This window comes from Streptomyces sp. NPDC027962, from assembly GCF_055566095.1.
On sequence record NZ_JBVHTA010000036.1, the window covers coordinates 54110 to 75907 of the forward strand.

Below are 21798 nucleotides of genomic sequence, written 5' to 3' on the forward strand. Positions count from 1 at the left end.
GGAACAGCAGCTCCACGGAGATGAAGCCCTCGCCCTGACAGGTCCACCGTCACCAGGCGCTCCACACCGGGCAGTTCGGCGGTCACGGAGCCGACCGGCGTCGACTTCCCGGAGCGACACACCTGTCACCGCGGTGAGCACCGAATGGCGCAGCCTGGTGGTGAGCCCGCGCAGGTCATGGCGGGTGAGTACGTGTTTCTGATCCCCGACCGTCGTTGAGCGGGTATGCCGCCTCCGGGAGGGTATGGCCGAAGCGAATGCGGCGTGCCGAGGTGAATGTCCTGACGCCGCGCTCCGGCATGCGGTGCGGCCCGGTCAGCGCGAGTGGTTGTGGCGGCGGTATGCGTACGCGGCGAGCAGTGCTGCGGCAACAGAGGCGAGGCCGCCGAGCGTGAGCACGGCCAGCTGGGGGCTTTCGTCGCGCTGTGGCGTGTCGATGGTGATGCGGCCGGTGGCCTCGCGTGTGACGAGTCCGCTGGTGAGGGTCAGTCGTGCGGTCCACGCACCGGCTGGCAGCCCTGGATCGAGTGGGGTGTTCGCGATTGCCGAGCGGCCTGGGCCGATCGTGGCTGCCTTGACGTTGAACGGGCCCGCGAACGCGCCGCCTGGCCCGTTTGACAGGGTGAGCTTGCCCGCGAGGTCGAGGGCCCGGCCGCCGGTGTTCTTCACTTGGGCCGTGACCATCGGTGCGCCGTTGGCGGCGCGGGCACCGGTCAGGTCTTCGATGCGGAAGTCGGAGCGCGGTTCGCCGCCGGGACCGACGGAGAGATAGATGCGTACCCCGGCGCGGGCCGCGTGGCGTACCTGCTTCGAGGGGGCGTGCTGGGGAGTGATCTGCGCCCAGATGACGCCGTAGTGTTCGCCTCCGGTCGCATCGTTCGCGACGGTGATCTCGGTCCACACTTTCGCCGTCTCGTCGGGTTCCAGGACGAGTTCGCTGTGCTCGAGCGTCACCCATCTGGTGAGCTCGTTGCCGGTACGGTCGTGGGCGAAGGTGAAGCCGTCCTTCTGGACCGCTGCGGCCGCGGGGTAGAGGTGTACGCGGTGGCGCGTGTCCGACAGGTTGGTGACCGCGATCCGCCTGCGGATCTGCTCGCCCGGTTGGATGTGATCGATGATGTAGCGGTGGGCGCGCTCGTCGTCGCGGCGGCTGACCGGTGCGTCGACGAGCCGGATGCCGACGCTCGCGCCGTCGGACGACCGCTGCGGCGTCTGCGCGGCCACGGGCGGCGCGAGTGATCCGACGAGCAGTGACACGGCAAGGAACAGTCCACCCACGGGCTCACGCCACCGAATGGGTCACCGTCCCGCTGTAGAGCCCGCCGACGGCATCCTGCGGGATCCTGATCTCGAGGGTGGGGTTCCAGCTGGCGCTGTTGTTTCCGCTGCCCGAGGTCTTGGAGAACGCGGTGCGTGGCTGCGCCATGCTTTGCCGGTCGCCATGTGTGGGCTGGCCGGGCACGAAGGTGCCCGTGCCGGTGGTGGCGGTCGCCTGTCCGGACCAGTATTCCACCAGGTTCGGCACGATGACCTCGGTCGGATCGTCCGTTCCGGTGTCGAACTGGGTCGAGACCACCGACGCTGTCCATGTGGCGTTCGCCGCGGCCCGCTGGTCGTCCACCGTCACGGTGCCGAGCTGACCGCTGACCGTCTGCCCCGGGAACCCGGAGCCCAGGTCGCGCGAGGAGGGCACCTCGATCGTGAGGTCCGCCGTGGCCACGGTGAACGTGACGGTCGTGTCCCCCGACGGCTGGGCGACCGCAGGCAACGGTGCCGCCCCGACCACGGCGGCGGCAATGACACATGAAATCAAAGGTCTTCTGCTCACTGAAACACCGTAGCTCTGTATGTGAGGGCATATCAGTATTGAGCGTGCTTCATGCGACTGAGTGGGTGACTGTCCCGGTGTAGGTACCGCCCACGACGGTCGCGGGCACCGCGACGATCAGTATCGGCTGCCAGGCGGTGGTGTTGTTCCCGCTGCCCGACGTCTTGGCGAACGCCGTACGCGAGACGCTCAGGCTCTGCGCCTGCGCGCTCGTGGCCTGGCCCGGTACACGGGTGCCGGGGCCCGTGGTTCTGGTGGCCTGACTCGACCAGTACGAGAACTGGCTCCTGGGGACCTGCCGGGCGGCGCCGCCGCCCGGTGTCGTGAAGTCGCTCGCCGCCACCGTCGCGGTCCAGACCGCGTTCGGCCCACCCCGCCTGTCCGACACCTGGACTTGACCGAGCTGTCGGCTGATCGATGAACCAGGGAAGGCCGTGCCGAGATTCACCGCGGCCGGCACGGTGATCGACAGTGTGCCCGGCGGCTGCGCGATGCCTCCCGAAGCGTGACTCGCCACCGGCGCTGCTGCGCCGGGCAGCACCGTCACCACGACCACCGACGCGACGCCCATAAGCATCCCCACCATTTGCACGCCGCGACTATAGATCCCGCCGCGGGTGCTTTTGATCCATCATCACCCGTTCAGCCGGTTTCTGTCTGGCCGCGACCGGTTAGCGTTCCTCGACCGGTTTCGCTCATCCGCACCACTCGGCAGATCCTCGTCCAGGAGCCCCCATGCGCAAGTCCGCGCGCACCGCGACGTACACCGTCATCGCCCTGGTCCTCGTCGCCGCCGCCAGCCCCGCCCTGTCCATGCCGGCGCACCACGGCCGCACGGAATCAACCCGGCTCGTCAGCGTCAGCGATGACCACGAACCCACGCTCATCCGGCTGCGCACCCGTACGTTTGATCCGGCCACACCGGAGGCGGAAACCACCCGGCCGCAAGGAACCCTACGGTCGGAGGAAGGCCGCGCGTACCTGGTCCAGTTCACGACCACGCCGCTCGACAGCCATCGCGCCGCGCTGGCGGCCCTCGGTGCCCGGATCGGGGCCTACATTCCCGACGCGGCGTACGTGGTGCGAATGGACGCGGGGACCCGAGGGCGGGTCGCCGCGCTGCCGTTCGTGCGATGGGTCGGCCGGTACGACGCCGGCGACAAGGTCGAAGGCGGGGCCGTGCCGTCGAGCACCCGCCGATACCTCATCACGCTCGTGGAACGGGACGCCGCCGACCAACGGGCGGTAGTCGAGCGGATCAGGGCGATCGGCGGGAACGTGCACGTCGCATCGGCGAGCCGGCAACTGATCGAGGCAACCCTGGAGCCGGCGCAGGCACTTGCCGTGACGCACCTGGACGCGGTGCTCGCGCTCGACCTCTGGACGGCACCCCAAGTGGACATGAACAACGCGCGCGTCGCGGGCGGCGCCAACGCGGTCGAGACCGCGGGGGGCTACCTCGGCCAAGGCGTACGCGGTGAGGTGATGGACACCGGGCTGCGCACCACGCACCAAGAGTTCGCGGCGTTCCCGCCGATCATGCACACCGCCAACACCACCAGCACGAGCCACGGCACCTCGACGTACGGGCAGATCTTCTCCTCCGGAGTCAACGCCAACGCCCGCGGTCTGCTCCCCCAGGCCCAGCCCATCTTCGCCGCCTACAGCAAGGTGTCCGACCGGTGGGCGCACACCGCGGAGCTCGTCGACCCGGCGGGCCCCTACCGGGCGGTGTTCCAGTCCAACAGTTGGGGCAGCGCGCTGACGTTCGGCTACAACTCGACGTCAGCGGCGATGGACGACATCGTCTTCGACCACGACATCCTGATCTGCCAGACCCAGGGCAACACCGGTAACCGCTCTGCCCGGCCCCAGGCGTGGGCGAAGAACGTGGTGTCCGTCGGCGGCACGTACCACTACGACACCGTCTCCCGCGCCGATGACGCGTGGAACGGCGGCGCGAGCATCGGCCCTGCCGCGGACGGGCGGATCAAGCCCGACCTGTCGAACTACTACGACGCGGTCCACACCACCGCGAGCGGCGGCGACGCCGCATACACCGGCACGTTCAGCGGCACCAGCGCCTCCACCCCGATCACCTGCGGATATGCGGGCCTCATCTTCCAGATGTGGGCCGACGGAGTCTTCGACGGCGGCCCCGGTCTGGACCGCGACGTCTTCGCGACCCGCCCACATGCCGCCACCGCGAAGGCGTTGTTGATCAACTCGGCCGACCAGTACGCCTTCACGGGCGAGTCCCACGACCTGGCCCGAATGAAGCAGGGCTGGGGTTCGGCCAGCGCCGGCAACCTGTACCAGCAGGCAGAGGGCAACAACTGGCAGCTGCCGATCCTGGTCGACGAGACCGACGTGCTCACACAGGGCCAGAGCGCGACGTACACACTGACCACCGACGGCAGCGAGCCGCTGAAGGCGACCATGGCCTACACCGACCCGATGGGCTCCCCGTCGGCGGCCCAGGCGCGGGTCAACGACCTGACCCTGAAGCTCACCGCCCCGGACGGCACCGTGTACTGGGGCAACAACGGGCTCGCCGCAGGCAACTGGTCAACCCCGGGTGGCTCGGCGAACACGATCGACACCGTCGAGAACGTCTTCATCCAGAACCCGGCCGCCGGCACCTGGACGATCGAGGTCGTCGCCAGCCAGGTCAACGTGGACGGACATGTGGAAACCCCCGCGACCGACGCTGACTTCGCCCTGGTCACCACCGGAAAGGTCACCAGCTGATACATCACGGCCGCGTCGTGGGACCCGATGCACCGTGACGACCGGCTGCTCTTCCGTGAACGGGATCCAGTCCCTGTCCTCCTGCTCCAGCTCCCGCCACGGCCGGTCCACGTCGTAACCGAGTGCGTCCAGCACGTCGCGCAGGTTCTTGCCCTGCCATGCGCCGGGCCAGGCCGCGATCGCGCCCTCGCGGATCGACAGCGACGGTTCGGGCACCAGCAGTTCCTCCGTAGTGCTGTGCACGCGGCCCAGGCCGTGGTCACGGAGAGCGGCGCGGACGAGGCGCTGGTCACGACGAGTACGTACGACCGTGTGGCGCTGGTGGACTGTCTGCGGCGCCTCGCTCGTGTCGCCGGGCTCTCGGGCGCCCCATGTCGCTCCGGCCAGGGAACAGGAACTCCAGCACACCGAACTGCTCCGCCACGACCAGCGGTTGGTGGTTGGGCGGCATGATCCCGCCGGTCCCGACCCGGATCGTCGTCGTCGCGGCGGCGACAGCGGCCGCGAGCACGGTCGGCGCGGAACCGGCGACGCCCGGGACGTCGTGATGCTCCGAGACCCGGAAACGGTGGTAGCCGAGCGCCTCGACCTGCTGGGAGAGGCGCACGGTGTCACGCAGCGCGGCAGGGTCGTCGAACCCCTCGCGGGTGCGGGAACGGTCGAGCACGGACAGACGGGTCGATGCGGTCAATGAGCTCACGTCCCGTTCAACGCCCTCGGCCCGTGAGGATTCCCCGGCGTCGCCCCGCCCGGGATGTGCCGGCCCTAGGGTGGTCGGCGTGATACGCAGCAACAGGCCCCTGGCCGTATTCGACCTCGACGGCACGCTCTCCGATTCCGGTCACCGCCAGCATCTGCTGGAGCGCACGCCACGCGCGTGGAGCGCCTTCTTCGCCGCCGCACCCGAGGACCCGCCGCTCGCCGAAGGTGTGGCGCTGTGCCTGCGGGCCGCACAGGAGTGCGAGGTGCTCTACCTGACGGGCAGGCCCGAGCGGTGCAGAGCGGACACCGTGGACTGGCTCGCAGCCCAGGGGCTGCCCGAGGGGCGGATCTTCATGCGGCGCAACGACGACCGGAGGCCGGCCCGCAGGACCAAGCTGGAGATCCTCCGGCGGCTCGGACGCGATCGCGAGATCAGCATGCTGGTCGACGACGACGAGCTGGTCTGCCAGGACGCGGAGCACGCCGGGTTCCGGGTGGTGAGGGCACGCTGGGGAACAGCGAGTACCACCCCCGCGATGCGGGAGGCCCAGGAGCGCGAGGGCCGCACCTGAGGCGTCCGCATGCCCGCACCTGAGGCTCGCGGCACCCTCGCGCCCGGCTGGCCGAACGGGTGTCCGTCAGGCGCCGTCCTCGAGGCGGAATCCGACCTTCAGGCCGACCTGGTAGTGCTCGATCTGCCCGTCGACGATGTGCCCGCGGACCTGCGTCACCTCGAACCAGTCGAGGCCCCGCAAGGTCTGCGACGCCCGCGAGATCCCGTTCCGGATGGCCTGGTCGACACCGTCGGGGGACGTGCCGACGATCTCGGTGACTCGGTAGGTGTGGTTCGACATGGGTGTCGCGCTCCTCTCGATGCGTTCACTCCACGGTGCCCCAGGAGGGGGCTTCCCGCGAGGCGTCGGGCCCGGTGCCGTGCGGCTGCCGGCCGCCGAGCTCACTGACGGTGTGATCGCGCCCGGCGGGTCTTCTGCCGGTGGCGCCGGATGTGCCCGTGCGGCGCGCGGTGCCTTCCTGCACCGCGCGGCGTGCGGTCAGGCAGCAGCCAGCTCGGAGCGGAACGCGACGACGGCCTGCCGGGCCTGCCGCAGCCCGATCCGGGCGAACTCACTTTCCAGCTCAGCCAGTTCGGCGAGAGTTGCCGCCCGGGGGCGGCCTCGCCGAGCGCGGGACTTGGCAAGGCCCAGCCGCGCCAGCGCCGTTCCCCGCGCCTCGTGCATGCCGCGGAACTCACGCAGCGCCACCGCGTAGGACGTGCACGCTTCCTCGTAGCGGGCGGCACGGAACAGCACGTTGCCGCGCATCTTGTGGTTGTAGGCCAGTGCGCCTGCCAGCTCCAGTTCCCGGCAGACGGCCTCCGCCTCGGTGAGCAGGTCGAGCGCCCGGGCCGTCTCGCCGCGCAGGGACAGCACGTCCGCCATCCCGCGCAGCGACCACGCCCTGCCCCGCGCGTCGTCCGCCTCGGCCGCGATGGCCACGCACTCGGTGAACAGCTCAAGGGCCTTTCCGTGCTCGCCTGTGTTCCGGTGCATCTGGGCTATGCCGGACATCGCCCACACCATGTGGCGTGCCTCGCCGTGGGCCCGCGCCTGCTGGAGGAGCTGCTCGTGCAGGTCGGCGACGGCGGCGTAGTCCCCCTGTATCCGTCCGGTCTCCGCGAGCCCGGCGAGCGCGTAGCCGTGCGCGAGACGCTCACCACAGGCGTCGGCGAAGGCGACGGCCGCGGAGAGCAGCCGTCGAGCGAGTGAAAGTGTGCCGCACTGACGGGCGAGCGTCCCGCCGCTCCACAGCGCCCACGCCATCCCCGCCGTGTCCCCGGCCTGCCGCGCGCAACGGTAACTGTCGCGCCAGGCGGCCCGCGCCTCCGCGGCCCGCCCCAGGCGCCGGTTGGCCTCGGCGAGCGCCAGGGCGGCACGGGCTCTCTCCAGGTCGGTGACCGCGTCGCGCCGCGCACGCTCCGCGGTGGCGAGAACCTCGTCGTAGGAGGAGTTCACGCTGAGAGCCGCACCCATCTCGCCCTGGTACTCGGGGGCGAATGCCTTGCCGTACATGTGGAAGTGGCCTCCTGACCGTGGGGGGTTCGATCAAGAAGCTACGAGGCAAAGGAGGTTCGGCGGATCAGCCTCCCTATGTGTCTTCGGGTAGCCCCGAAGTGCTACACCGCGACGGCCGGTCATCATCCAGGCGTAGGGGGCACCGAGGTGTCCGGGTCTTGACCGGAGTATTGGTGCAGACCAAAATCCAGCCAACACGCCCGTGCGAGCGCCGTGCGCTTCCCCCTCGTCGGGTCCATCCTCCATGCCCACGCTGAAGGTGACCTACGTGAAGAATCGCTGGTACGCCCTGTCCACCGCGCTTGTTTGCGCCATAACGCTCAGCGGCTGCGGAGTCCTCCCCGGCGGTTCGGAGAAGAGCACCGTCGACATCTGGCTGATGCAGGACAGCGTTTCCGAGGAGTTCCTCGAGCGGTTCACCTCCGAGTACGAGAAGCAGCACCCGTCCGTCGATCTGCGGGTGACGACCCAGGAGTGGACGGGCATCGGCAAGAAGGTCATGGAGGCGATCAGGAGCGACGACGCACCTGAGGTCATCGAGGTGGGCAACACGCAGGTCGCCCAGTACGCGCAGAGCAACGGCCTGCGCGACCTGACCCTCGAGTCCGTCCGTGACCTCGGCAACGAGGAATGGCTGCCGGGCCTCGCGGAGCCGGGCAGCGTCAACGGCTCCCAGTACGGCATTCCCTGGTACGCCGCCAACCGCGTCGTCATCTACAACAAGGAACTGTTCGCCGAGGCGGGCATCACCGAGCCGCCGCAGGACCGCGCCGAGTGGCTGGAGATCTCCGAGAAGCTCGACGGCGGCGGTCAGCAGGGCATCTATCTGTCGGGTCAGGACTGGTACACCCTCGCCGGCTTCATCTGGGAGGACGGCGGACAACTGGCCGTCGAGAAGGGCGGCAACTGGGAGGGCGCGCTCCACACCGAGGCGGCCCTGCGCGGCATGGACTTCTACAAGCGGCTCCAGTCGCACGGCGACGGGCCGAAGGACGCCGACGAAGTCACACCGCCCCAGGCCGAGGTCTTCGCGAAGGGCGACGTCGCCCAGATCATCTCCCTGCCGAGCGCGGTGCCCCTCATTGAGAAGACCAACCCCGTACTCGAGGGGAAGCTCGGCTTCTTCCCGGTGCCGGGCAGGACGTCGGAGGCGCCGGGCGCCGTCTTCATCGGAGGTTCGGACCTGATCGTGCCCGAGAACGCACGGGAGAGATCCGCCGGCGTGGAGGTCGTGAAGGCTCTCGCGAGCGAGGAGTGGCAGACCGAGCTCGCCCTGACGATGAACTACGTGCCCAACAAGACCACGCTGGCAGGCGTCATCGAGGGCAACGAGGGCACCGCCGCGATGGCTGCCGGTGCCGCGCGCGGCCGGGCCACGCCCAGTTCACCGCAGTGGGCCGACGTCGAGGCCGACAACCCGATCAAGCCCTACATGACGGCCGTCCTCCAGGGCCAGGACCCCGCCCGCGCGGCCCGCGCCGCCTCGAGCAGGATCACGGCGGCGCTGACCCCCTGACCGGTCGGGCGGGGGCGGGGGGGACCGGCGGACCGGTCGAGCCGGGGCGAGGCACCGCCGGGAATCCGGTGGACCGGGCGCGCGGGCAGTGCACCGGCGGAGCGGACGCCGGACCGCAAAGCCCGGCATTCAGCGTTCTCACATCCGCTCTCCGCCGGGCGGTCATGTCGAATCCAGTCAGCCGCGGAAGAAACAAGGAGCCGGGCCGCCGCACCCGCGGTCCGTCCCTTCCTCCCGGCCCAGGAGACCGCCATGCCCGCATCGCCGCTCGTCGTCCCCGCCCCGCTGCCCACCCAGGCGCGCTTCCAGTCCGCTCATGCGCATGCCCAGGCCCCGGCAGCCGCCCCCCAGGCGCCCGCGTCCGCCCTCGTACCCGCTCAGGAGGGTGACGAGCCCCGCTATGTCGTCTCGCTCGCTCGGGACCAGGAAGAGGTGCGTGCCGCGCAGCGGCTGCGTCACCAGGTGTTCGCGGGGGAGATGGGCGCCCGGCTCGACGGACCGGAGCCGGGCCTCGACTCGGACGCCTTCGACGCCTACTGCGACCACCTGCTCGTCCGCGAGGCGGAGACCGGCGACGTGGTCGGCACCTACCGGCTGCTTCCGCCCGGGCGCGCCCGGATCGCCGGACGCCTCTACTCCGAGGGCGAGTTCGACCTCACCCGGCTCGACCCGATCCGCGGCGACCTCGTCGAGGTCGGCCGCTCCTGTGTCCACCCCCTGCACCGCAACGGCGCCGTGATCGCCCTCATCTGGGCGGGCCTGGCCCGCTACATGACCCGCACCGGCCACAACTGGCTTGCCGGCTGCTGCTCCATCCCCCTCGCCGACGGCGGCGCCCTCGCGGCGGCGACCTGGGACACCGTGCGGACCAAGCACCTCGCACCCGAGGAATACTGGGTCACGCCGCACAAGCTCTGGAACGCCGACACCGCGGCCCGCCCCGCCGGACGCACCGAGCTGCCGCCGCTGCTCCGCGGCTACATCCGGCTCGGCGCGTGGGTGTGCGGCGCGCCCGCCCACGACGTCGACTTCAATGTCGCCGACCTCTACGTGCTGCTGTCACTGCGCCGTACCCACCCCCGCTACCTGCGGCACTTCCTCTCCCTCGCACCGGTGTGATGAGCGTCTGGCTGCCCAGCGCGCCCTGCACGCCCGAAGGGTGCGCCACCCACCACGGACCCGTGGCCGGCCCGGCCGTCATGGCCCTGCGACTGCTGGCGGGCGTCGCGGCCGTCACCGTCGGCGTACTGCTCGCCCCGGTGGCGGCGCTGCTCGGCCGGCTCTTCGGCACCGCGTTCCGGCACCGGCTGACCCGCTGCTGGTCGCGCGCCGTGCTGCGCGCCTTCGGCGTACGGGTGCGTATCGTCGGCGTCCCCCACGACCGGCGGGCGTCACTGGTCGTCGCCAACCACATCTCCTGGCTGGACATCCCTCTGGTGGCTGCTGTGCTGCCCGGTCGGATGCTGGCCAAGAGCGAGGTGCGAGGCTGGCCGGTCCTCGGCCCGCTCGCGGCCCGAGGCGGCACCCTCTTCGTGGAACGGGACCGGCTGCGAACCCTGCCCGGCACCGTGGTGTCGATGGCGGCGGCGCTGCGCAGCGGTGCGCGTGTCGTCGTCTTCCCGGAGGGCTCCACCTGGTGCGGCCGCAGCCAGGGCCGGTTCCGTCATGCGGCCTTCCAGGCGGCCCTGGACGCGGGTGCCACCGTCCAGCCCGTACGCATCAGCTATCTGCCGACCGGAGCGGCGGCGTTCGTCGGTGACGATCCGCTGCTCGTGTCCCTGCGCCGGGTCGCGGCGGCCGGCGGGCTCACCGCGGAGATCCGGCTGCTGCCGCCGATCCTCCCCGGGGCCTTCCCCGACCGCCGCTCACTCGCCCGGGCGGCTCAACTCGCCGTCGCGAGGGAGAGCGCGAACCGCCCTTCCTCGTCGGTCCACCAGTGCGTCAGATCCATGCCTGCCTCGGCGAGTTCCTTGCGTACACCGTCCTGACGGAACTTCGCGGACACCTCTGTGCGCAGTTCCTCGCCCGCCTCGAACGGCACCAGCAGATCCAGTTCGGGAATCTTGACCGTCAGGGCCGAGCGTGCCCGCAGCCGCATCTCGATCCATTCGTTGTCGCGGTCCCACAGCGCCACATGCTCGAAGTCGCCGGGATCGACGTCCGCGTCCAGCTCCCGCGCGAGCACCGCGAGGACGTTCTTGTTGAACGCGGCCGTCACCCCTGCCGCGTCGTCGTAGGCGCGGACCAGCACCGACTCGTCCTTCACCAGGTCCGTCCCCAGCAGCAGGAAGTCGCCCGGGTCCAGCAGGGCGCGCACCGACCGCAGGAACACGGCCCGCTCGGCCGGCAGCAGATTGCCGATCGTGCCGCCCAGGAACGCGACGAGCCGCGGCCCGGGCGTGCCCGGCAGGGCCAGCCCCCGGGTGAAGTCGGCGATCAGGGCGTGCACGTTCAGCTCCGGCCGTTCGGCGAGCAGCGCCTCGGCCGCGCCCGTGAGCGCGCTCTCGCTCACGTCCACCGGAACGTAACTGTGCAGCTCGGGCAGTGCGTCCAGCAGGAAACGGGCCTTCTCCGAGGAGCCGGACCCGAGCTCCACGAGGGTCCGCGCGCCCGTCGCCGCCGCGATCTCAGGCGCCCGGGCGGCCAGGATCTCCCGCTCCGCACGGGTCGGATAGTACTCGGGGAGCCGGGTGATCTCCTCGAAGAGTTCGCTGCCGCGGGCGTCGTAGAACCACTTGGGCGGCAGGGACTTGGGCGTACGGGTCAGGCCGTGCAGCACATCGGCCCTCAGCGCGGCGTCCGTCGCGTCCACGGGCAGGGTGCGCGTCAGCAGGAACGGGCTCACTGGGTCGGCTCCTTGAGCTCGGTCAGCAGGACGTCGGCGCGTGTCGCGATGAGCACGGTGCGATCGGGCGCCTCCTGCCAGAGGGGATCGTCGTCGTACGGTTCGGAGGCCACGACCGTGCGTCGGCCGGGTTCGGTGAGATACCAGAGGGTGTCGCCCCAGGCGGTCGCGGCGATCGTCGTGCCGTCCGTCAGGAGCAGGTTCAGCCGGGAGCCCGGCGCCGCCGCGGCCGTGTCGCGGACGGTGTCGGCGAGTGCCCGACCGAGGCTGTCGCCCGCGCGCAGCCGGTGCAGCACCAGCGCCCACAGCAGGGCGGAGTCGTTGCGCGCCTCCATCGACAGCAGCTCGTCCGCGGGCAGCACCGCGGCGAGCGCGCCCATCGAGGCGGGCCACTCCCGCACCGCGCCGTTGTGACTGAACAGCCACGGCCCGGAGGCGAAGGGCGCTGCCGCCGCCTCGCCGTCCGCGCCCGGCGCGGTGGCGTCGCGTACGGCCGCGAGCACGGCGGTGCTGCGCACCACGCGGGCCAGGTCCGTGAACGAGAGATCGGCCCAGATCGGCCCCGCACGCCGGTATCTGGCCGGTACGGGATCGCCCTCGGCGTACCAGCCGACCCCGAAACCGTCGGCGTTGACCGTGCCGTACCGCTGCCGGCGCGGCGCCCACGACTGGTGCAGCAGGCCGTGCGCCGGCTCGACGAGCAGCGTGCCGAGCGGCTCCGGCGGTCCGAGTGCCGCGATATGACGGCACATCAGGCCCTGCTCCCGTCACGACCGCGGTGCACGTCCGGGCCGCCGTCCGCTTCCGCGTCCCGTGCCGTGCGGAAGCCGGCGAAGATCTGGCGGCGTACCGGAAGGTCCCAGTTGCGGAAGGTGCCACGGCAGGCGACCCGGTCCACCGCGAACGAACCGCCGCGCAGCACCTTGTGCTCGCTGCCGAAGAACACCTCCGAGTACTCCCGGTACGGGAACGCCGCGAAACCGGGGTACGGCTGGAAGTCGCTCGAGGTCCACTCCCACACGTCGCCGATCAACTGCCGTACGCCCAGCGGCGACGCGCCCTCCGGATAGCTGCCGGCCGCCGCGGGCCGCAGATGGCGCTGGCCGAGGTTGGCGTGCGACGGGGTCGGGTCCTCGTCGCCCCACGGATAGCGGCGGTCCGTCCCGGTGCGCGGATCGTGCCGGGCGGCCTTCTCCCACTCGGCCTCCGTGGGCAGCCGGCGCCCCGCCCAGCGGGCGTAGGCATCCGCCTCGTACCAGCTCACATGCAGCACAGGCTCCTCCGGCCGCACCTCCTCCACCATGCCGAAGCGGCGGCGCATCCACACTCCGCCGTCCCGCCGCCAGAACAGCGGTGCGCCGATGTCGTGCTGCCTGATCTGGTTCCAGCCCTGGTCGGCCCACCAGAGCCGCTCCCGGTAGCCGCCGTCCTCAATGAATGCCTGGTACTCGCCGCAGGTCACCGGAACCGTGTCGATGTGGAAGGCCGGCACGATCCGGCGGTGCGCGGGCCGCTCGTTGTCCAGCGCCCACGGCTCGGTGGACGTTCCCATGGTGAAAGGACCGCCGGGGACCAGTACCTCGCGCGGCAGCGGTCCGCGGTCATGGACGGGCGGCTCGGGAGCCGAGAGCGCGGCCGGCCCCTTACGCAGCTGATGGGTGATCAGCATCGTTTCGTCGTGCTGCTGTTCGTGCTGGGCGATCATCCCGAAGGCAAAACCCGCGTCGACCAGCGGGCCGCCCTCGAGCGGTGTCCGCTCCAGGACGTCCAGCACCCGGCCGCGGACGTCGGAGGCGTAGACGCGGGCCTCCGCGGGGGGCAGCAGCGGCAGGGTGGGGCGCTTCGCGCGGGGATGCTCGAACGCGTCGTAGAGGGAGTCGATCTCGGGCCGCAGCGGCTCCCTCCCGCCCACCGTGCGCAGCAGCCACTGCTCCTCCTGATTGCCGATGTGGGCCAGGTCCCAGACCAGCGGCGACATCAACGGGGAGTGCTGGGTGGTCAGTTCGGGGTCGTCGACGCACGAGGTGAGAGCGGCGGTGCGGCTGCGGGCCCGGGTCAGCGCATCGAGAGCCTGACGGCGCAGTTCGTCGGTCATGTCCCAAGGTCCTTCACCATCGAGGGGATGCGCAGATCGTCGGCGGGGCATCGGCCCCGCAGCACGTGGCGCTCGTTGAAGTCGGCGACCGCGTCGCGCACCGGCGTGGATGCACCGATGCGCTCCAGTGCCTCCAGCGCGGCGGCGAAGCAGGTCATCGCCGCGGCGTGCAGCTCCTGATCGGCCAGACCGTGGCGCGCGGCCGCCACCCACAGCGGGTTGCGCGGCGCGGCGGGAACACCCGTGTACTCGGCGAGCGGCTTGAGCGCGCGGTACACGGTCTCCGCCGCCTCCGGATCGTCGAACACGGCCGCGGTCACCGCGAGCGGCACCATCCAGCCGTCCTCCCCGGGCTGCGCGTCGATCATGCGCAACTCCAGATGACCCCGGGGGCGTACGGGCGGGAACAGCGTTGTGAGGTGGTACCGGAGGTCCTCGACGGTCGCCGCCCTCGGCGCGCCGGAGCGCAGCCAGCCCCGGAAGGTCAGCCCGTCCGGCAGCGACCAGGGCCCTTCCGGCATGCGCACGCACATCACGGGCGCGTCCAGGGCATGCGCGGCCCACGCGGAACGCGGCTCCGCGTCCAGGGGCGGCGCCATGGGGCGTACGGGGTCGAGCATGTTCCACACAGCCTGGCGCGTGGAACGCCAACCGGTCCGACGCCCCTGCATCACAGGGGAGTTGGCGAAGGTGGCCAGCAACACCGCCCCGATCAGGTGCGCGAGACGCCAGCGACGGCCGTGGCCGAGCGGTCCCGGCTCCTCCTCGCCGGCGTCGAGACTGACCTGGATGGAGGCGGAACTGCACATCATGCTGCGGCCGAAGGGGCCGGAGCGGTCGAGATACGTTTCCATCGCGTCGTAGCGCGGTTCACGGAGCAAGCGGCGGGGCGGATGCCAGGGATCGAGGCCCAGGCCGTTGAGCATGAGGTCCGCCGGGCGGAGCGCTTCTCTTACGGCGTCCAGGTCGGCGGCTGTGGAGTCGATGCACTCCATCAGGGAGGCGGCGGGTCGCGAGCTGAGTTCCAGCTGGCCGCCGGGCTCGAAGGTCAGAGCGGAGTTCAGAGTCAGGGCACGTACGTCGTCGTAGGCGGCCTCGAGGCGGTCGGGTGCCACGCGTTTCTCGGGCCTCTCCCGTTCATGGATCAGCCACTCCAGTTCCACACCGAGGGCGTGGGGCGGGCCGGTCTTGAAGCAGATACATCGGAGCAGGTCCTCGGCATCGTCCTCGGATATCGGACGGTCGAGGTCGCCCGTATCGGGTGGGTGCATGATCGGCTCCTCCGGTCGAAGGGTCTCTGCCAACCTAAGGCCACAGCCGCCGGTTCGCACAAGAGTCCCTCTGAGGAGCGGAAATGTGTTTGCCGCCGCCGCCTGCGGTTCCGGAATATGTCGGTCATGCGTGCACGATTGCGGGGGATCGCGAAACAGACGGAGGAAATCCTCGAGGAGGGCGTGTACCGGCTTCCGGACGGACGCGGGGTGCGCATCGGCGAGGAAATCGCCGATGCTCGCGCAGGCACCCGGAGGTACGGCCCCGGTCCCGTGGCGGTGACACCGGACACCGGCCGCGCCACCCGCTTCGAGGCCACCGGCGAGAGCAGCATCGAGGCGGCCCGCCGACTCACGGCCGCGGGACCGGGGCCGTGACCGTCCTGAACTTCCCTCCGCCCGCAACCCGGGCGGCGGCCACCTCGGTTCGCCGGCCACTTCGACGAGATCGTCTTCGCCGTGCTGGACCGCGCCGCTGCCTCGTCGACACCGGCCGCGTCCCGCCGGACCTTCGCGGACCGGAGCCCTGGTGACCGGGTTCTTGGTGACCGGTGCGGCGAGCGGACCCTCGGTGACCGGCTCTTGGAGGAGGTGCGGCGACCGGACCCCTCGGTGACCGGTGCGGCGCGGCCGGGGCTCAGCCCCAGCCGTAGCGCTCGCGCAGTCGCCCCACGACCCGGTCGAAGCGCGGCCGGTCCAGCGCGCACGCCTCGCGGCGCATCCCCGCCTCGTGCACGCGCAGGACGCGGTCCAGATCCACCCACGACTCCCGCCCGGCGCTGTCCCAGGGCCCGAGACCGATCGGCACCCACTCGTGGTCGTGGTCGTGGCGCTTGCTGGACAGCTGCAGGGCCAGCAGGGTCCCCGCCGCCTCCCTTGCCACCACCAGCACCGGCCGGTCCTTGCCACGGCCGTCGTTCTCCTCGTACGGCACCCAGGTCCACACGATCTCGCCCGGATCGGGATCGCCGTCGCGAGCCGGGGCGTACGACGTACGCACCGGCCCGACCTGCAGGGGATCGGCCTCGGTCGTGGCCGACCGGCCGGACCTGCCGGGCGAATCCGCGGCGCCGTCGGAGCGCACGGAGCCGTGCGAGCGGGGATCGGAGGAGGCGGAGGAGAACGTCATCGGGCCACCGTAGTCCCCGTGGGCGACATGCGGCCGGGGCGGTGGGTGTCTAGCGTCGCCTCCATGAGCACACAACCGCAGCGGTTCGGGATCCTCGTGATCCCCGAACACGTCGAAGGACACGACACCGCCCTGCTCAGCCAGGACGCCATCCGCGCGGCGGTCGTGGACGCCACCGGCGAGTTGGGCGCGTCCGGCTTCCCGCGCTACGTGGGCGACGGTGTGGAGGTGGACATCGACCCGGAGACCCGGGCGGTGGAGGCCCTGCTGGTGGACGGCGCGGAACTGTCGCTGGGGCTGGTGGCGAAGGTCGTGGACGCGGACGAGCTGTAGCGGGTCACGGCCGGACGAGTTGTAGCCGGTCACGGCCGCATCGCCACCTCCGACGAACGGCCGTGGGCGCGTGCGCCGGGCACCGGCCCGGCACACGCGCCCACAGTGCGGCTCACGGTACGACTTCGCGTAAGCCGACAAGCCTTTCGGCCAAGAAGGCCCCTCGGTCGGATCAGGCCCCGGCCGGGCCGCCGTCAGGAGCAGCAGCCCCCTTCTGGGCTTCTTCGATCGACTTGCGGACCTCGTCCATGTCCAGCGCGCGTGCCTGCCCGATGACATCCTCCAGCGATGCCTCCGGCAGCGCGCCGGGCTGGGCGAAGACGGCGACGTTGTCGCGCACGATCATCAGGGTGGGGATGGAGCGGATCTCGAAAGCCGCGGCGAGCTCCTGCTGGGCCTCGGTGTCGACCTTCGCGAACACCAGATCGGCGTGGCGCTCCGACGCACTCTCGAAGACCGGCGCGAACTGGCGGCAGGGACCACACCAGGAAGCCCAGAAATCGATCAGGACGAAGTCGCTGTCGGTCACGACCTGATCGAAGTTTTCCTTGGTGAGCTCAACGGTGCTCATGACGTGCTACCTCTTCCTGATGTCCGGCGGACTCGCCCCGCACAACGGTGCCCGGGGCCGTGCTATTCCTGCCCCTGCCCATGTGGCCAGGACGCACACCCCGGATCAGACTGGCCCTATGACTCGAGCTGTGGAATACGACGTCGTAGTGCTGGGGGCGGGCCCGGTCGGGGAGAACGTGGCGGACCGGACCAGAGCGGCGGGTCTGAGCACCGCGGTGGTGGAGAGCGAACTCATCGGCGGCGAATGCTCCTACTGGGCCTGCATGCCCAGCAAGGCGCTGCTGCGCCCGGTTATCGCGCGAGCCGACGCGCGCAGGCTGCCCGGCCTGAGCGGCGCGGTGCGGGGGCCCCTCGACACCCCGGCCGTACTGGCCCGGCGCGACGAGCAGACCTCGCACTGGAAGGACGACGGCCAAGTGGCCTGGCTTGACTCCATCGGCGCCCGGGTCTACCGCGGCCGCGGCGTTCTGCACGGCGCCAGGAAGGTGGTGGTGCACGGCCCGGAGGGCGAGCACCACACGCTCACCGCCCGGCACGCCGTCGTGGTGAGCACCGGCAGCCGCGCCGTCCTGCCCGACATCCCTGGTCTCGCCGGTGCCGGCGCGTGGACGAGCCGCGAGGCCACCAGCGCCCGCGAGGCGCCCGGGCGGCTGGCGGTCGTCGGCGGCGGAGTGGTCGGCGTGGAGATGGCCACCGCCTGGCAGGCGCTCGGCTCACAAGTGACCATGCTCGTACGCGGGCCGGGGCTGCTGCCCCGGATGGAACCGTTCGTCGGCGAACACGTCGCCGAAGCCCTCACAGAAGCAGGCGCCACGATCCGGACCGACACCGAAGTGACCGCTGTCGAACGCCGGGGCGGCGGCGGCTCCGGACCCGCCACGCTCGTGCTCGGCGACGGCGAACGCATAGAGGCGGACGATGTGCTCATCGCCACGGGACGCGCACCGCGCACCGACACCATCGGACTGGAAACCGTGGGCCTGGAGCCCGGCTCATGGCTGACAGTCGACGACAGCTGCCGGGTGAAGGGCAGCGAGTGGCTGTACGCGGTCGGCGACGTCAACCACCGCGCGCTGCTGACACATCAGGGCAAGTACCAGGCGCGTATCGCGGGAGCCGCCATCGCGGCAAGGGCCCAGCACGTACCCCTGCTGGAGACCGACCGCTGGGGTGCGCACAGCGCGACGGCCGACCACGCCGCCGTGCCGCAGGTCGTGTTCACCGACCCGGAGGCCGCGGCGGTGGGGCTGTCGCTCGCCGAGGCGGAGCAGGCCGGGCACCGGGTGCGCGCCGTCGACCACGATCTGGCGTCGGTCGCCGGCGCCGGACTCTACGCGGAGAACTACCGCGGTCACGCCCGTATGGTCGTCGACCTCGACCGGGAGATCCTCCTCGGCGTCACCTTCGTCGGCCCAGGCGTCGGCGAACTGCTGCACTCCGCCACGATCGCGGTGGCCGGGGAGGTGCCGATCGAACGGCTGTGGCACGCGGTTCCGTCGTACCCGACGATCAGTGAGATCTGGCTGCGGCTGCTGGAGACGTACCGGGCGGGATGACCCGGGGCCGCGGCCTGCGGGGCGGGAGCAGCGCTCCCGCCCGCAGTCGCTCGCTGCTGGTGGGCATGTGCTTGTCGTCGAAAGCAAGGCACAACTCCTCCGTGAGCGGGGCCGTATGCGGCTCGTGGCTGAGCGAGCAGACCAGTACGGGATCAGGCAAGGTGTGCCGGCGGTCCCACGGGCAGTACCCGTGCCTGGGCCGGTGCGTCAGCCCGACAGACTCCGTGAACAGGCAGAACCCGTACGCCGACTCCAAGAACGCAACGCTGTTGCCGGTTTGGCCGCGGAGCACCCCGAGGTGTTAGAAAGGTGATTGTGGTCACACGTTTCGGCCGTTTCCGGAGCGCACCGGTTCGGTCACTGACCGACAAGCATCCCCGGAGCCTCGCCGGACAGGTCTTCGCCCTGCAGGTGGTTGTGGCGGTGCTGCTCGTGGCGACCGCGGTGCTGGCGCTCGTGCTTCAGTCCCGACACGACAGCGACATGGAGGCGAAGCGCCGTTCCATCGCCGTCGCAGAGACGTTTGCCAACTCGCCGGGCGTCCTGGACGCGCTGGAGGCCCCCGATCCGTCCAAGGATCTCCAGCCTCTCACCGAGGCGGCGCGCAAGGCGGCCGGCGTCGACTTCATCGTGGTGATGGACACGAAGGGGATCCGCTACACGCATCCCCAGCCGGACCGGATCGGGAAGAGGTTCGTCGGCACCATCGAGCCCTCGGTGGCCGGCCGCGTGTACACGGAGAGCGTCGACGGCCCGCTCGGCCACGAGGTACAGGCAGTCGTTCCAGTCCGCGACGACCAGGGCAAGGTCGTGGCCCTGGTGTCCGCCGGCTTGACGGTCAAGAACGTGACCGACGTGGTGGAGCGACAGCTGCCGATCATCTTCGGCGCCGGAGCCGCCGCTCTCGTCGTGGCCACGGTCGGGACGGCGCTGGTGGCCAGGCGACTGCGGCGACAGACCCACCGTCTGGGCCCGGCCGAGATGACCCGCATGTACGAGCATCACGACGCAGTGCTGCACGCTGTCCGCGAAGGTGTGCTCATCGTCGACACCAACGGTCAGCTTCTGCTGGCGAACGACGAGGCCAGACGGCTGCTGGGACTGCCCCCCGATGCCGAGGGCCGGCCCGTCTCGGAGCTGCACAACCTTGATCCCGGCACGATGGAGCTGCTGACCTCGGGCCGCGTGGCCGTGGACGAGGTGCATCCGGCGGGGGAGCGGCTGCTTGCCGTGAACCAACGGCCCACGGACCGCCACGGTGGCCCCAAAGGGACGGTCGTGACCTTGCGTGACTCCACGGAGCTGCGGGCGCTGTCCGGCAGGGCGAAGACTGCCCGCGAGCGGCTGAAACTGCTCTACGACGCCGGGCTCGGCGTCGGTACCACTCTCGATGTGGTGCGCACGGCCGAGGAACTGGCGAAGGTCGCGGTCCCCCGGTTTGCCGATTTCGTCACCGTCGATCTGGCCGACCCGGTCCTGCGTGGGGAGGAGCCGTCCGGTACCGGGACGGACATGCGCCGCACCGCCGTCCACGGCATCCGGGACGATCATCCCCTCTATGAACTCGACCGCCTGATCGACTTCCTCCCCTCCACACCACAGGCGCGAGCTTTCGGCAGTGGCAGGTCGGAGCTGGTGCCCGACCTGTCCGCCGCGACCGGCTGGCATGCCCAGGACCCGGAGCGGACACGGCAGATCATGGAGTACGGCATCCATTCGCTGATCACGGTGCCCCTCCAGGCGCGGGGCGTCGTCCTGGGCATGGCCAACTTCTGGCGCTCTGAGGAGCCTCAGCCGTTCGAGGAGGACGACCTGTCCCTGGCCGAAGAGCTGGTCGCGCGGGCGGCGGTCAGCATGGACAACGCCCGCCGCTACACCCGTGAGCACACCCTGGCCGTGACTCTGCAGCGCAGCCTGCTGCCGCGGGCCCTGCCCAGGCAGGGTGCCCTGGATGTCGCCCACCGCTACGAGCCCGCGCTCTCCGGTGTGAGCGGTGACTGGTTCGATGTGATTCCGCTGCCGGGCAGTCGCGTGGCACTGGTCGTCGGGGATGTCGTGGGCCACGGCCTGCACGCAGCGGCCACGATGGGACGTCTGCGCACGGCAGTCCAGAACTTCTCCACACTCGACCTGCCGCCCGACGAGATCCTCAGCCACCTCGACGACCTGGTGGGGCGCCTCGACCATGAGGAGGCGGAGGAGGCCGCCGGTGCGGGGGTCATGGGTGCCACCTGCCTGTACGCGATCTACGATCCTGTCTCCCGCCACTGCGCCATGGCGCGGGCCGGACACCCCTTGCCCGCACTGGTCCACCTTGACGGAAGCGTGACGTTCCCCGATCTGCCGGCCGGGCCGCCCCTGGGCCTGGGCGGTATGCCCTTCGAGACCGCTGAACTGGAACTGGCAGAGGGAACGCAACTCGTCCTCTACACCGACGGGCTCATCGAGGAGCGCACCCGGGACATCGACGTCGGGATCGAGATGCTGCGTCAGGCCCTGGCGTCCCATCCCGAAAGGCCGCCGGAGGCGAGCTGCCAGGCGGTGCTCGATGCGCTCCTGCCCGACCGGCCGAAGGACGACGTGGCGCTCCTCATCGCCCGCACACGGGCGATCCCTGCCGACCAGGTCGCCCGTTGGGACATGCCGTTCGAGCCCGCCGCCGTGGCAGGGATGCGCGCCGCCGTTGCCGAGAAGCTGGACGACTGGGGTCTGTCCGAACTCGCGTTCGCCATGGAGTTGGTGATCAGCGAGTTGCTCACCAACGCCGTCCGCTACGGCTCGGCGCCGGTCACGATGCGACTGCTGCGCGACCGCACCCTGACCTGCGAGGTGGCTGACGGCAGTAGCACTGCGCCCCATCTGCGGTACGCGGCCACGATGGACGAAGGAGGCCGCGGCCTGTTCCTCATCGCGCAAATGGCCGAGCGCTGGGGCACGCGCTACACCCCCCAGGGGAAGGTCATCTGGGCGGAACTCGCGCTGCCACGATCCGACGGGAACGTGGACGGCACAGGGTGGCTCGACGCCTTCGACGCCTTCGACGCCCTCGACGGGGAACCCTAGCTGCCGGACCGGCAGCTCCCGGGGAGCAACACACCGGCGCACCTGGATCAACTCCCGCCGCCGC

The 21798-nt window shown here is 70.9% G+C and carries 20 protein-coding genes and 2 pseudogenes; 9 read left to right on the forward strand and 13 right to left on the reverse strand.

Going from position 1 to position 21798, the window contains the following annotated elements; translation table 11 throughout:
• Positions 1–315: 315 nt before the first annotated feature.
• Genes ACZ4SA_RS27795 through ACZ4SA_RS27805 form a run of 3 tightly spaced genes read right to left on the reverse strand, consistent with a single transcriptional unit; the run spans position 316 to position 2414 of the window.
• Positions 316–1278, reverse strand: a complete 963-nt coding sequence (locus tag ACZ4SA_RS27795) for a peptidase (RefSeq protein ID WP_468279764.1) — start codon at positions 1276–1278, stop codon at positions 316–318.
• A 4-nt stretch (positions 1279–1282) separates the two neighbouring features.
• The gene (locus ACZ4SA_RS27800) at positions 1283–1828 is read right to left on the reverse strand and encodes a hypothetical protein (protein WP_468279767.1); all 546 of its coding nucleotides are present in this window, start codon (positions 1826–1828) and stop codon (positions 1283–1285) included.
• Between the two features lie 49 nt (positions 1829–1877).
• Positions 1878–2414 carry a hypothetical protein gene (locus ACZ4SA_RS27805; protein WP_468279769.1) on the reverse strand — a complete coding sequence of 179 codons (537 nt, stop codon included), beginning with the start codon at positions 2412–2414 and terminating at the stop codon, positions 1878–1880.
• A gap of 149 nt (positions 2415–2563) precedes the next feature.
• On the opposite strand from ACZ4SA_RS27805, the gene ACZ4SA_RS27810 reads away from it, so the two are divergent.
• On the forward strand, positions 2564–4579 hold the full coding sequence (locus ACZ4SA_RS27810) for a S8 family serine peptidase (protein ID WP_468279772.1): 2016 nt from the start codon (positions 2564–2566) through the stop codon (positions 4577–4579).
• Positions 4580–4585: 6 nt separating this feature from the next.
• On the opposite strand, the pseudogene ACZ4SA_RS27815 reads toward ACZ4SA_RS27810, so the two are convergent.
• Both ACZ4SA_RS27815 and ACZ4SA_RS27820 read right to left on the reverse strand, forming a co-directional pair.
• Positions 4586–4837, reverse strand: a pseudogene (locus ACZ4SA_RS27815) (ABC transporter); the annotation flags it as partial.
• A 97-nt stretch (positions 4838–4934) separates the two neighbouring features.
• Positions 4935–5279: pseudogene (locus tag ACZ4SA_RS27820) on the reverse strand (LLM class flavin-dependent oxidoreductase); the annotation flags it as partial.
• 79 nt (positions 5280–5358) lie between these two features.
• Here ACZ4SA_RS27820 and ACZ4SA_RS27825 point away from each other — a divergent pair.
• Positions 5359–5853 (forward strand): phosphatase domain-containing protein, encoded by a 495-nt coding sequence (locus tag ACZ4SA_RS27825; RefSeq protein ID WP_468279775.1) that lies wholly within the window; start codon positions 5359–5361, stop codon positions 5851–5853.
• Positions 5854–5919: 66 nt separating this feature from the next.
• Here the strand turns inward: ACZ4SA_RS27825 and ACZ4SA_RS27830 are convergent, their stop codons facing one another.
• Entirely contained in the window at positions 5920–6135 is a 216-nt protein-coding gene (locus tag ACZ4SA_RS27830) for a dodecin (protein WP_468279778.1), read from the reverse strand.
• Between the two features lie 198 nt (positions 6136–6333).
• On the reverse strand, positions 6334–7350 hold the full coding sequence (locus tag ACZ4SA_RS27835; RefSeq protein WP_468279781.1) for a tetratricopeptide repeat protein: 1017 nt from the start codon (positions 7348–7350) through the stop codon (positions 6334–6336).
• Between the two features lie 271 nt (positions 7351–7621).
• Between ACZ4SA_RS27835 and ACZ4SA_RS27840 the strand changes: the two genes are divergently transcribed.
• The 3 genes from ACZ4SA_RS27840 to ACZ4SA_RS27850 all read left to right on the forward strand — a co-directional run bounded on the left by ACZ4SA_RS27840 (position 7622) and on the right by ACZ4SA_RS27850 (position 10857).
• Positions 7622–8869: an extracellular solute-binding protein gene (locus ACZ4SA_RS27840; RefSeq protein ID WP_468279828.1), complete on the forward strand. Its 1248-nt coding sequence runs from the start codon at positions 7622–7624 to the stop codon at positions 8867–8869.
• Between the two features lie 252 nt (positions 8870–9121).
• Positions 9122–9988: a GNAT family N-acetyltransferase gene (locus ACZ4SA_RS27845; RefSeq protein WP_468279783.1), complete on the forward strand. Its 867-nt coding sequence runs from the start codon at positions 9122–9124 to the stop codon at positions 9986–9988.
• Positions 9988–10857, forward strand: a complete 870-nt coding sequence (locus ACZ4SA_RS27850) for a lysophospholipid acyltransferase family protein (RefSeq protein ID WP_468279786.1) — start codon at positions 9988–9990, stop codon at positions 10855–10857. The genes ACZ4SA_RS27845 and ACZ4SA_RS27850 overlap by 1 nt, the downstream gene beginning before the upstream one ends.
• Here the strand turns inward: ACZ4SA_RS27850 and egtD are convergent.
• From egtD to egtA, 4 genes are read right to left on the reverse strand one after another with little or no spacing between them, the layout of a single operon-like run.
• Complete coding sequence (gene egtD, locus ACZ4SA_RS27855) at positions 10752–11714, reverse strand: L-histidine N(alpha)-methyltransferase (protein WP_468279789.1); 963 nt, start codon at positions 11712–11714, stop codon at positions 10752–10754. The genes ACZ4SA_RS27850 and egtD overlap by 106 nt on opposite strands.
• Entirely contained in the window at positions 11711–12466 is a 756-nt protein-coding gene (gene egtC / locus ACZ4SA_RS27860; RefSeq protein ID WP_468279791.1) for an ergothioneine biosynthesis protein EgtC, read from the reverse strand. The genes egtD and egtC overlap by 4 nt, the downstream gene beginning before the upstream one ends.
• On the reverse strand, positions 12466–13809 hold the full coding sequence (gene egtB, locus ACZ4SA_RS27865; RefSeq protein ID WP_468279794.1) for an ergothioneine biosynthesis protein EgtB: 1344 nt from the start codon (positions 13807–13809) through the stop codon (positions 12466–12468). The genes egtC and egtB overlap by 1 nt, the downstream gene beginning before the upstream one ends.
• Positions 13806–15080, reverse strand: a complete 1275-nt coding sequence (egtA, locus tag ACZ4SA_RS27870) for an ergothioneine biosynthesis glutamate--cysteine ligase EgtA (protein ID WP_468279798.1) — start codon at positions 15078–15080, stop codon at positions 13806–13808. The genes egtB and egtA overlap by 4 nt, the downstream gene beginning before the upstream one ends.
• A 126-nt stretch (positions 15081–15206) precedes the next feature.
• Here egtA and ACZ4SA_RS27875 point away from each other — a divergent pair, with 126 nt between their 5' ends.
• Entirely contained in the window at positions 15207–15458 is a 252-nt protein-coding gene (locus ACZ4SA_RS27875; RefSeq protein WP_468279801.1) for a poly(ADP-ribose) glycohydrolase domain-containing protein, read from the forward strand.
• A 259-nt stretch (positions 15459–15717) separates the two neighbouring features.
• On the opposite strand, the gene ACZ4SA_RS27880 is transcribed toward ACZ4SA_RS27875, so the two are convergent.
• The gene (locus ACZ4SA_RS27880) at positions 15718–16209 is read right to left on the reverse strand and encodes a type II toxin-antitoxin system PemK/MazF family toxin (protein ID WP_468279804.1); all 492 of its coding nucleotides are present in this window, start codon (positions 16207–16209) and stop codon (positions 15718–15720) included.
• Between the two features lie 63 nt (positions 16210–16272).
• Between ACZ4SA_RS27880 and ACZ4SA_RS27885 the strand changes: the two genes are divergently transcribed.
• Complete coding sequence (locus tag ACZ4SA_RS27885; RefSeq protein ID WP_403864464.1) at positions 16273–16542, forward strand: hypothetical protein; 270 nt, start codon at positions 16273–16275, stop codon at positions 16540–16542.
• Positions 16543–16714: 172 nt separating this feature from the next.
• Here ACZ4SA_RS27885 and trxA read toward each other — a convergent pair whose 3' ends face one another.
• On the reverse strand, positions 16715–17113 hold the full coding sequence (gene trxA, locus ACZ4SA_RS27890; protein ID WP_468279808.1) for a thioredoxin: 399 nt from the start codon (positions 17111–17113) through the stop codon (positions 16715–16717).
• 118 nt (positions 17114–17231) lie between these two features.
• Between trxA and ACZ4SA_RS27895 the strand changes: the two genes are divergently transcribed.
• Together ACZ4SA_RS27895 and ACZ4SA_RS27900 are read left to right on the forward strand one after the other, a co-directional pair.
• Positions 17232–18671 (forward strand): dihydrolipoyl dehydrogenase family protein, encoded by a 1440-nt coding sequence (locus ACZ4SA_RS27895; RefSeq protein WP_468279810.1) that lies wholly within the window; start codon positions 17232–17234, stop codon positions 18669–18671.
• Between the two features lie 315 nt (positions 18672–18986).
• Entirely contained in the window at positions 18987–21734 is a 2748-nt protein-coding gene (locus tag ACZ4SA_RS27900) for a SpoIIE family protein phosphatase (RefSeq protein WP_468279831.1), read from the forward strand.
• Positions 21735–21798: the final 64 nt, after the last annotated feature.

Coding starts and splice junctions, on each gene's coding strand:
- ACZ4SA_RS27850 (WP_468279786.1), top strand. CDS start 9,988: ATGAGCGTCTGGCTGCCCAGCGCGCCCTGCACGCCCGAAGGGTGCGCC.
- ACZ4SA_RS27895 (WP_468279810.1), top strand. CDS start 17,232: ATGACTCGAGCTGTGGAATACGACGTCGTAGTGCTGGGGGCGGGCCCG.
- ACZ4SA_RS27830 (WP_468279778.1), bottom strand. CDS start 6,135: ATGTCGAACCACACCTACCGAGTCACCGAGATCGTCGGCACGTCCCCC.
- ACZ4SA_RS27835 (WP_468279781.1), bottom strand. CDS start 7,350: ATGTACGGCAAGGCATTCGCCCCCGAGTACCAGGGCGAGATGGGTGCG.
- egtB (WP_468279794.1), bottom strand. CDS start 13,809: ATGACCGACGAACTGCGCCGTCAGGCTCTCGATGCGCTGACCCGGGCC.
- ACZ4SA_RS27885 (WP_403864464.1), top strand. CDS start 16,273: ATGAGCACACAACCGCAGCGGTTCGGGATCCTCGTGATCCCCGAACAC.
- egtC (WP_468279791.1), bottom strand. CDS start 12,466: ATGTGCCGTCATATCGCGGCACTCGGACCGCCGGAGCCGCTCGGCACG.
- egtA (WP_468279798.1), bottom strand. CDS start 15,080: ATGCACCCACCCGATACGGGCGACCTCGACCGTCCGATATCCGAGGAC.
- ACZ4SA_RS27845 (WP_468279783.1), top strand. CDS start 9,122: ATGCCCGCATCGCCGCTCGTCGTCCCCGCCCCGCTGCCCACCCAGGCG.
- ACZ4SA_RS27805 (WP_468279769.1), bottom strand. CDS start 2,414: ATGGTGGGGATGCTTATGGGCGTCGCGTCGGTGGTCGTGGTGACGGTG.
- trxA (WP_468279808.1), bottom strand. CDS start 17,113: ATGAGCACCGTTGAGCTCACCAAGGAAAACTTCGATCAGGTCGTGACC.
- ACZ4SA_RS27875 (WP_468279801.1), top strand. CDS start 15,207: ATGCGTGCACGATTGCGGGGGATCGCGAAACAGACGGAGGAAATCCTC.
- ACZ4SA_RS27810 (WP_468279772.1), top strand. CDS start 2,564: ATGCGCAAGTCCGCGCGCACCGCGACGTACACCGTCATCGCCCTGGTC.
- ACZ4SA_RS27880 (WP_468279804.1), bottom strand. CDS start 16,209: ATGACGTTCTCCTCCGCCTCCTCCGATCCCCGCTCGCACGGCTCCGTG.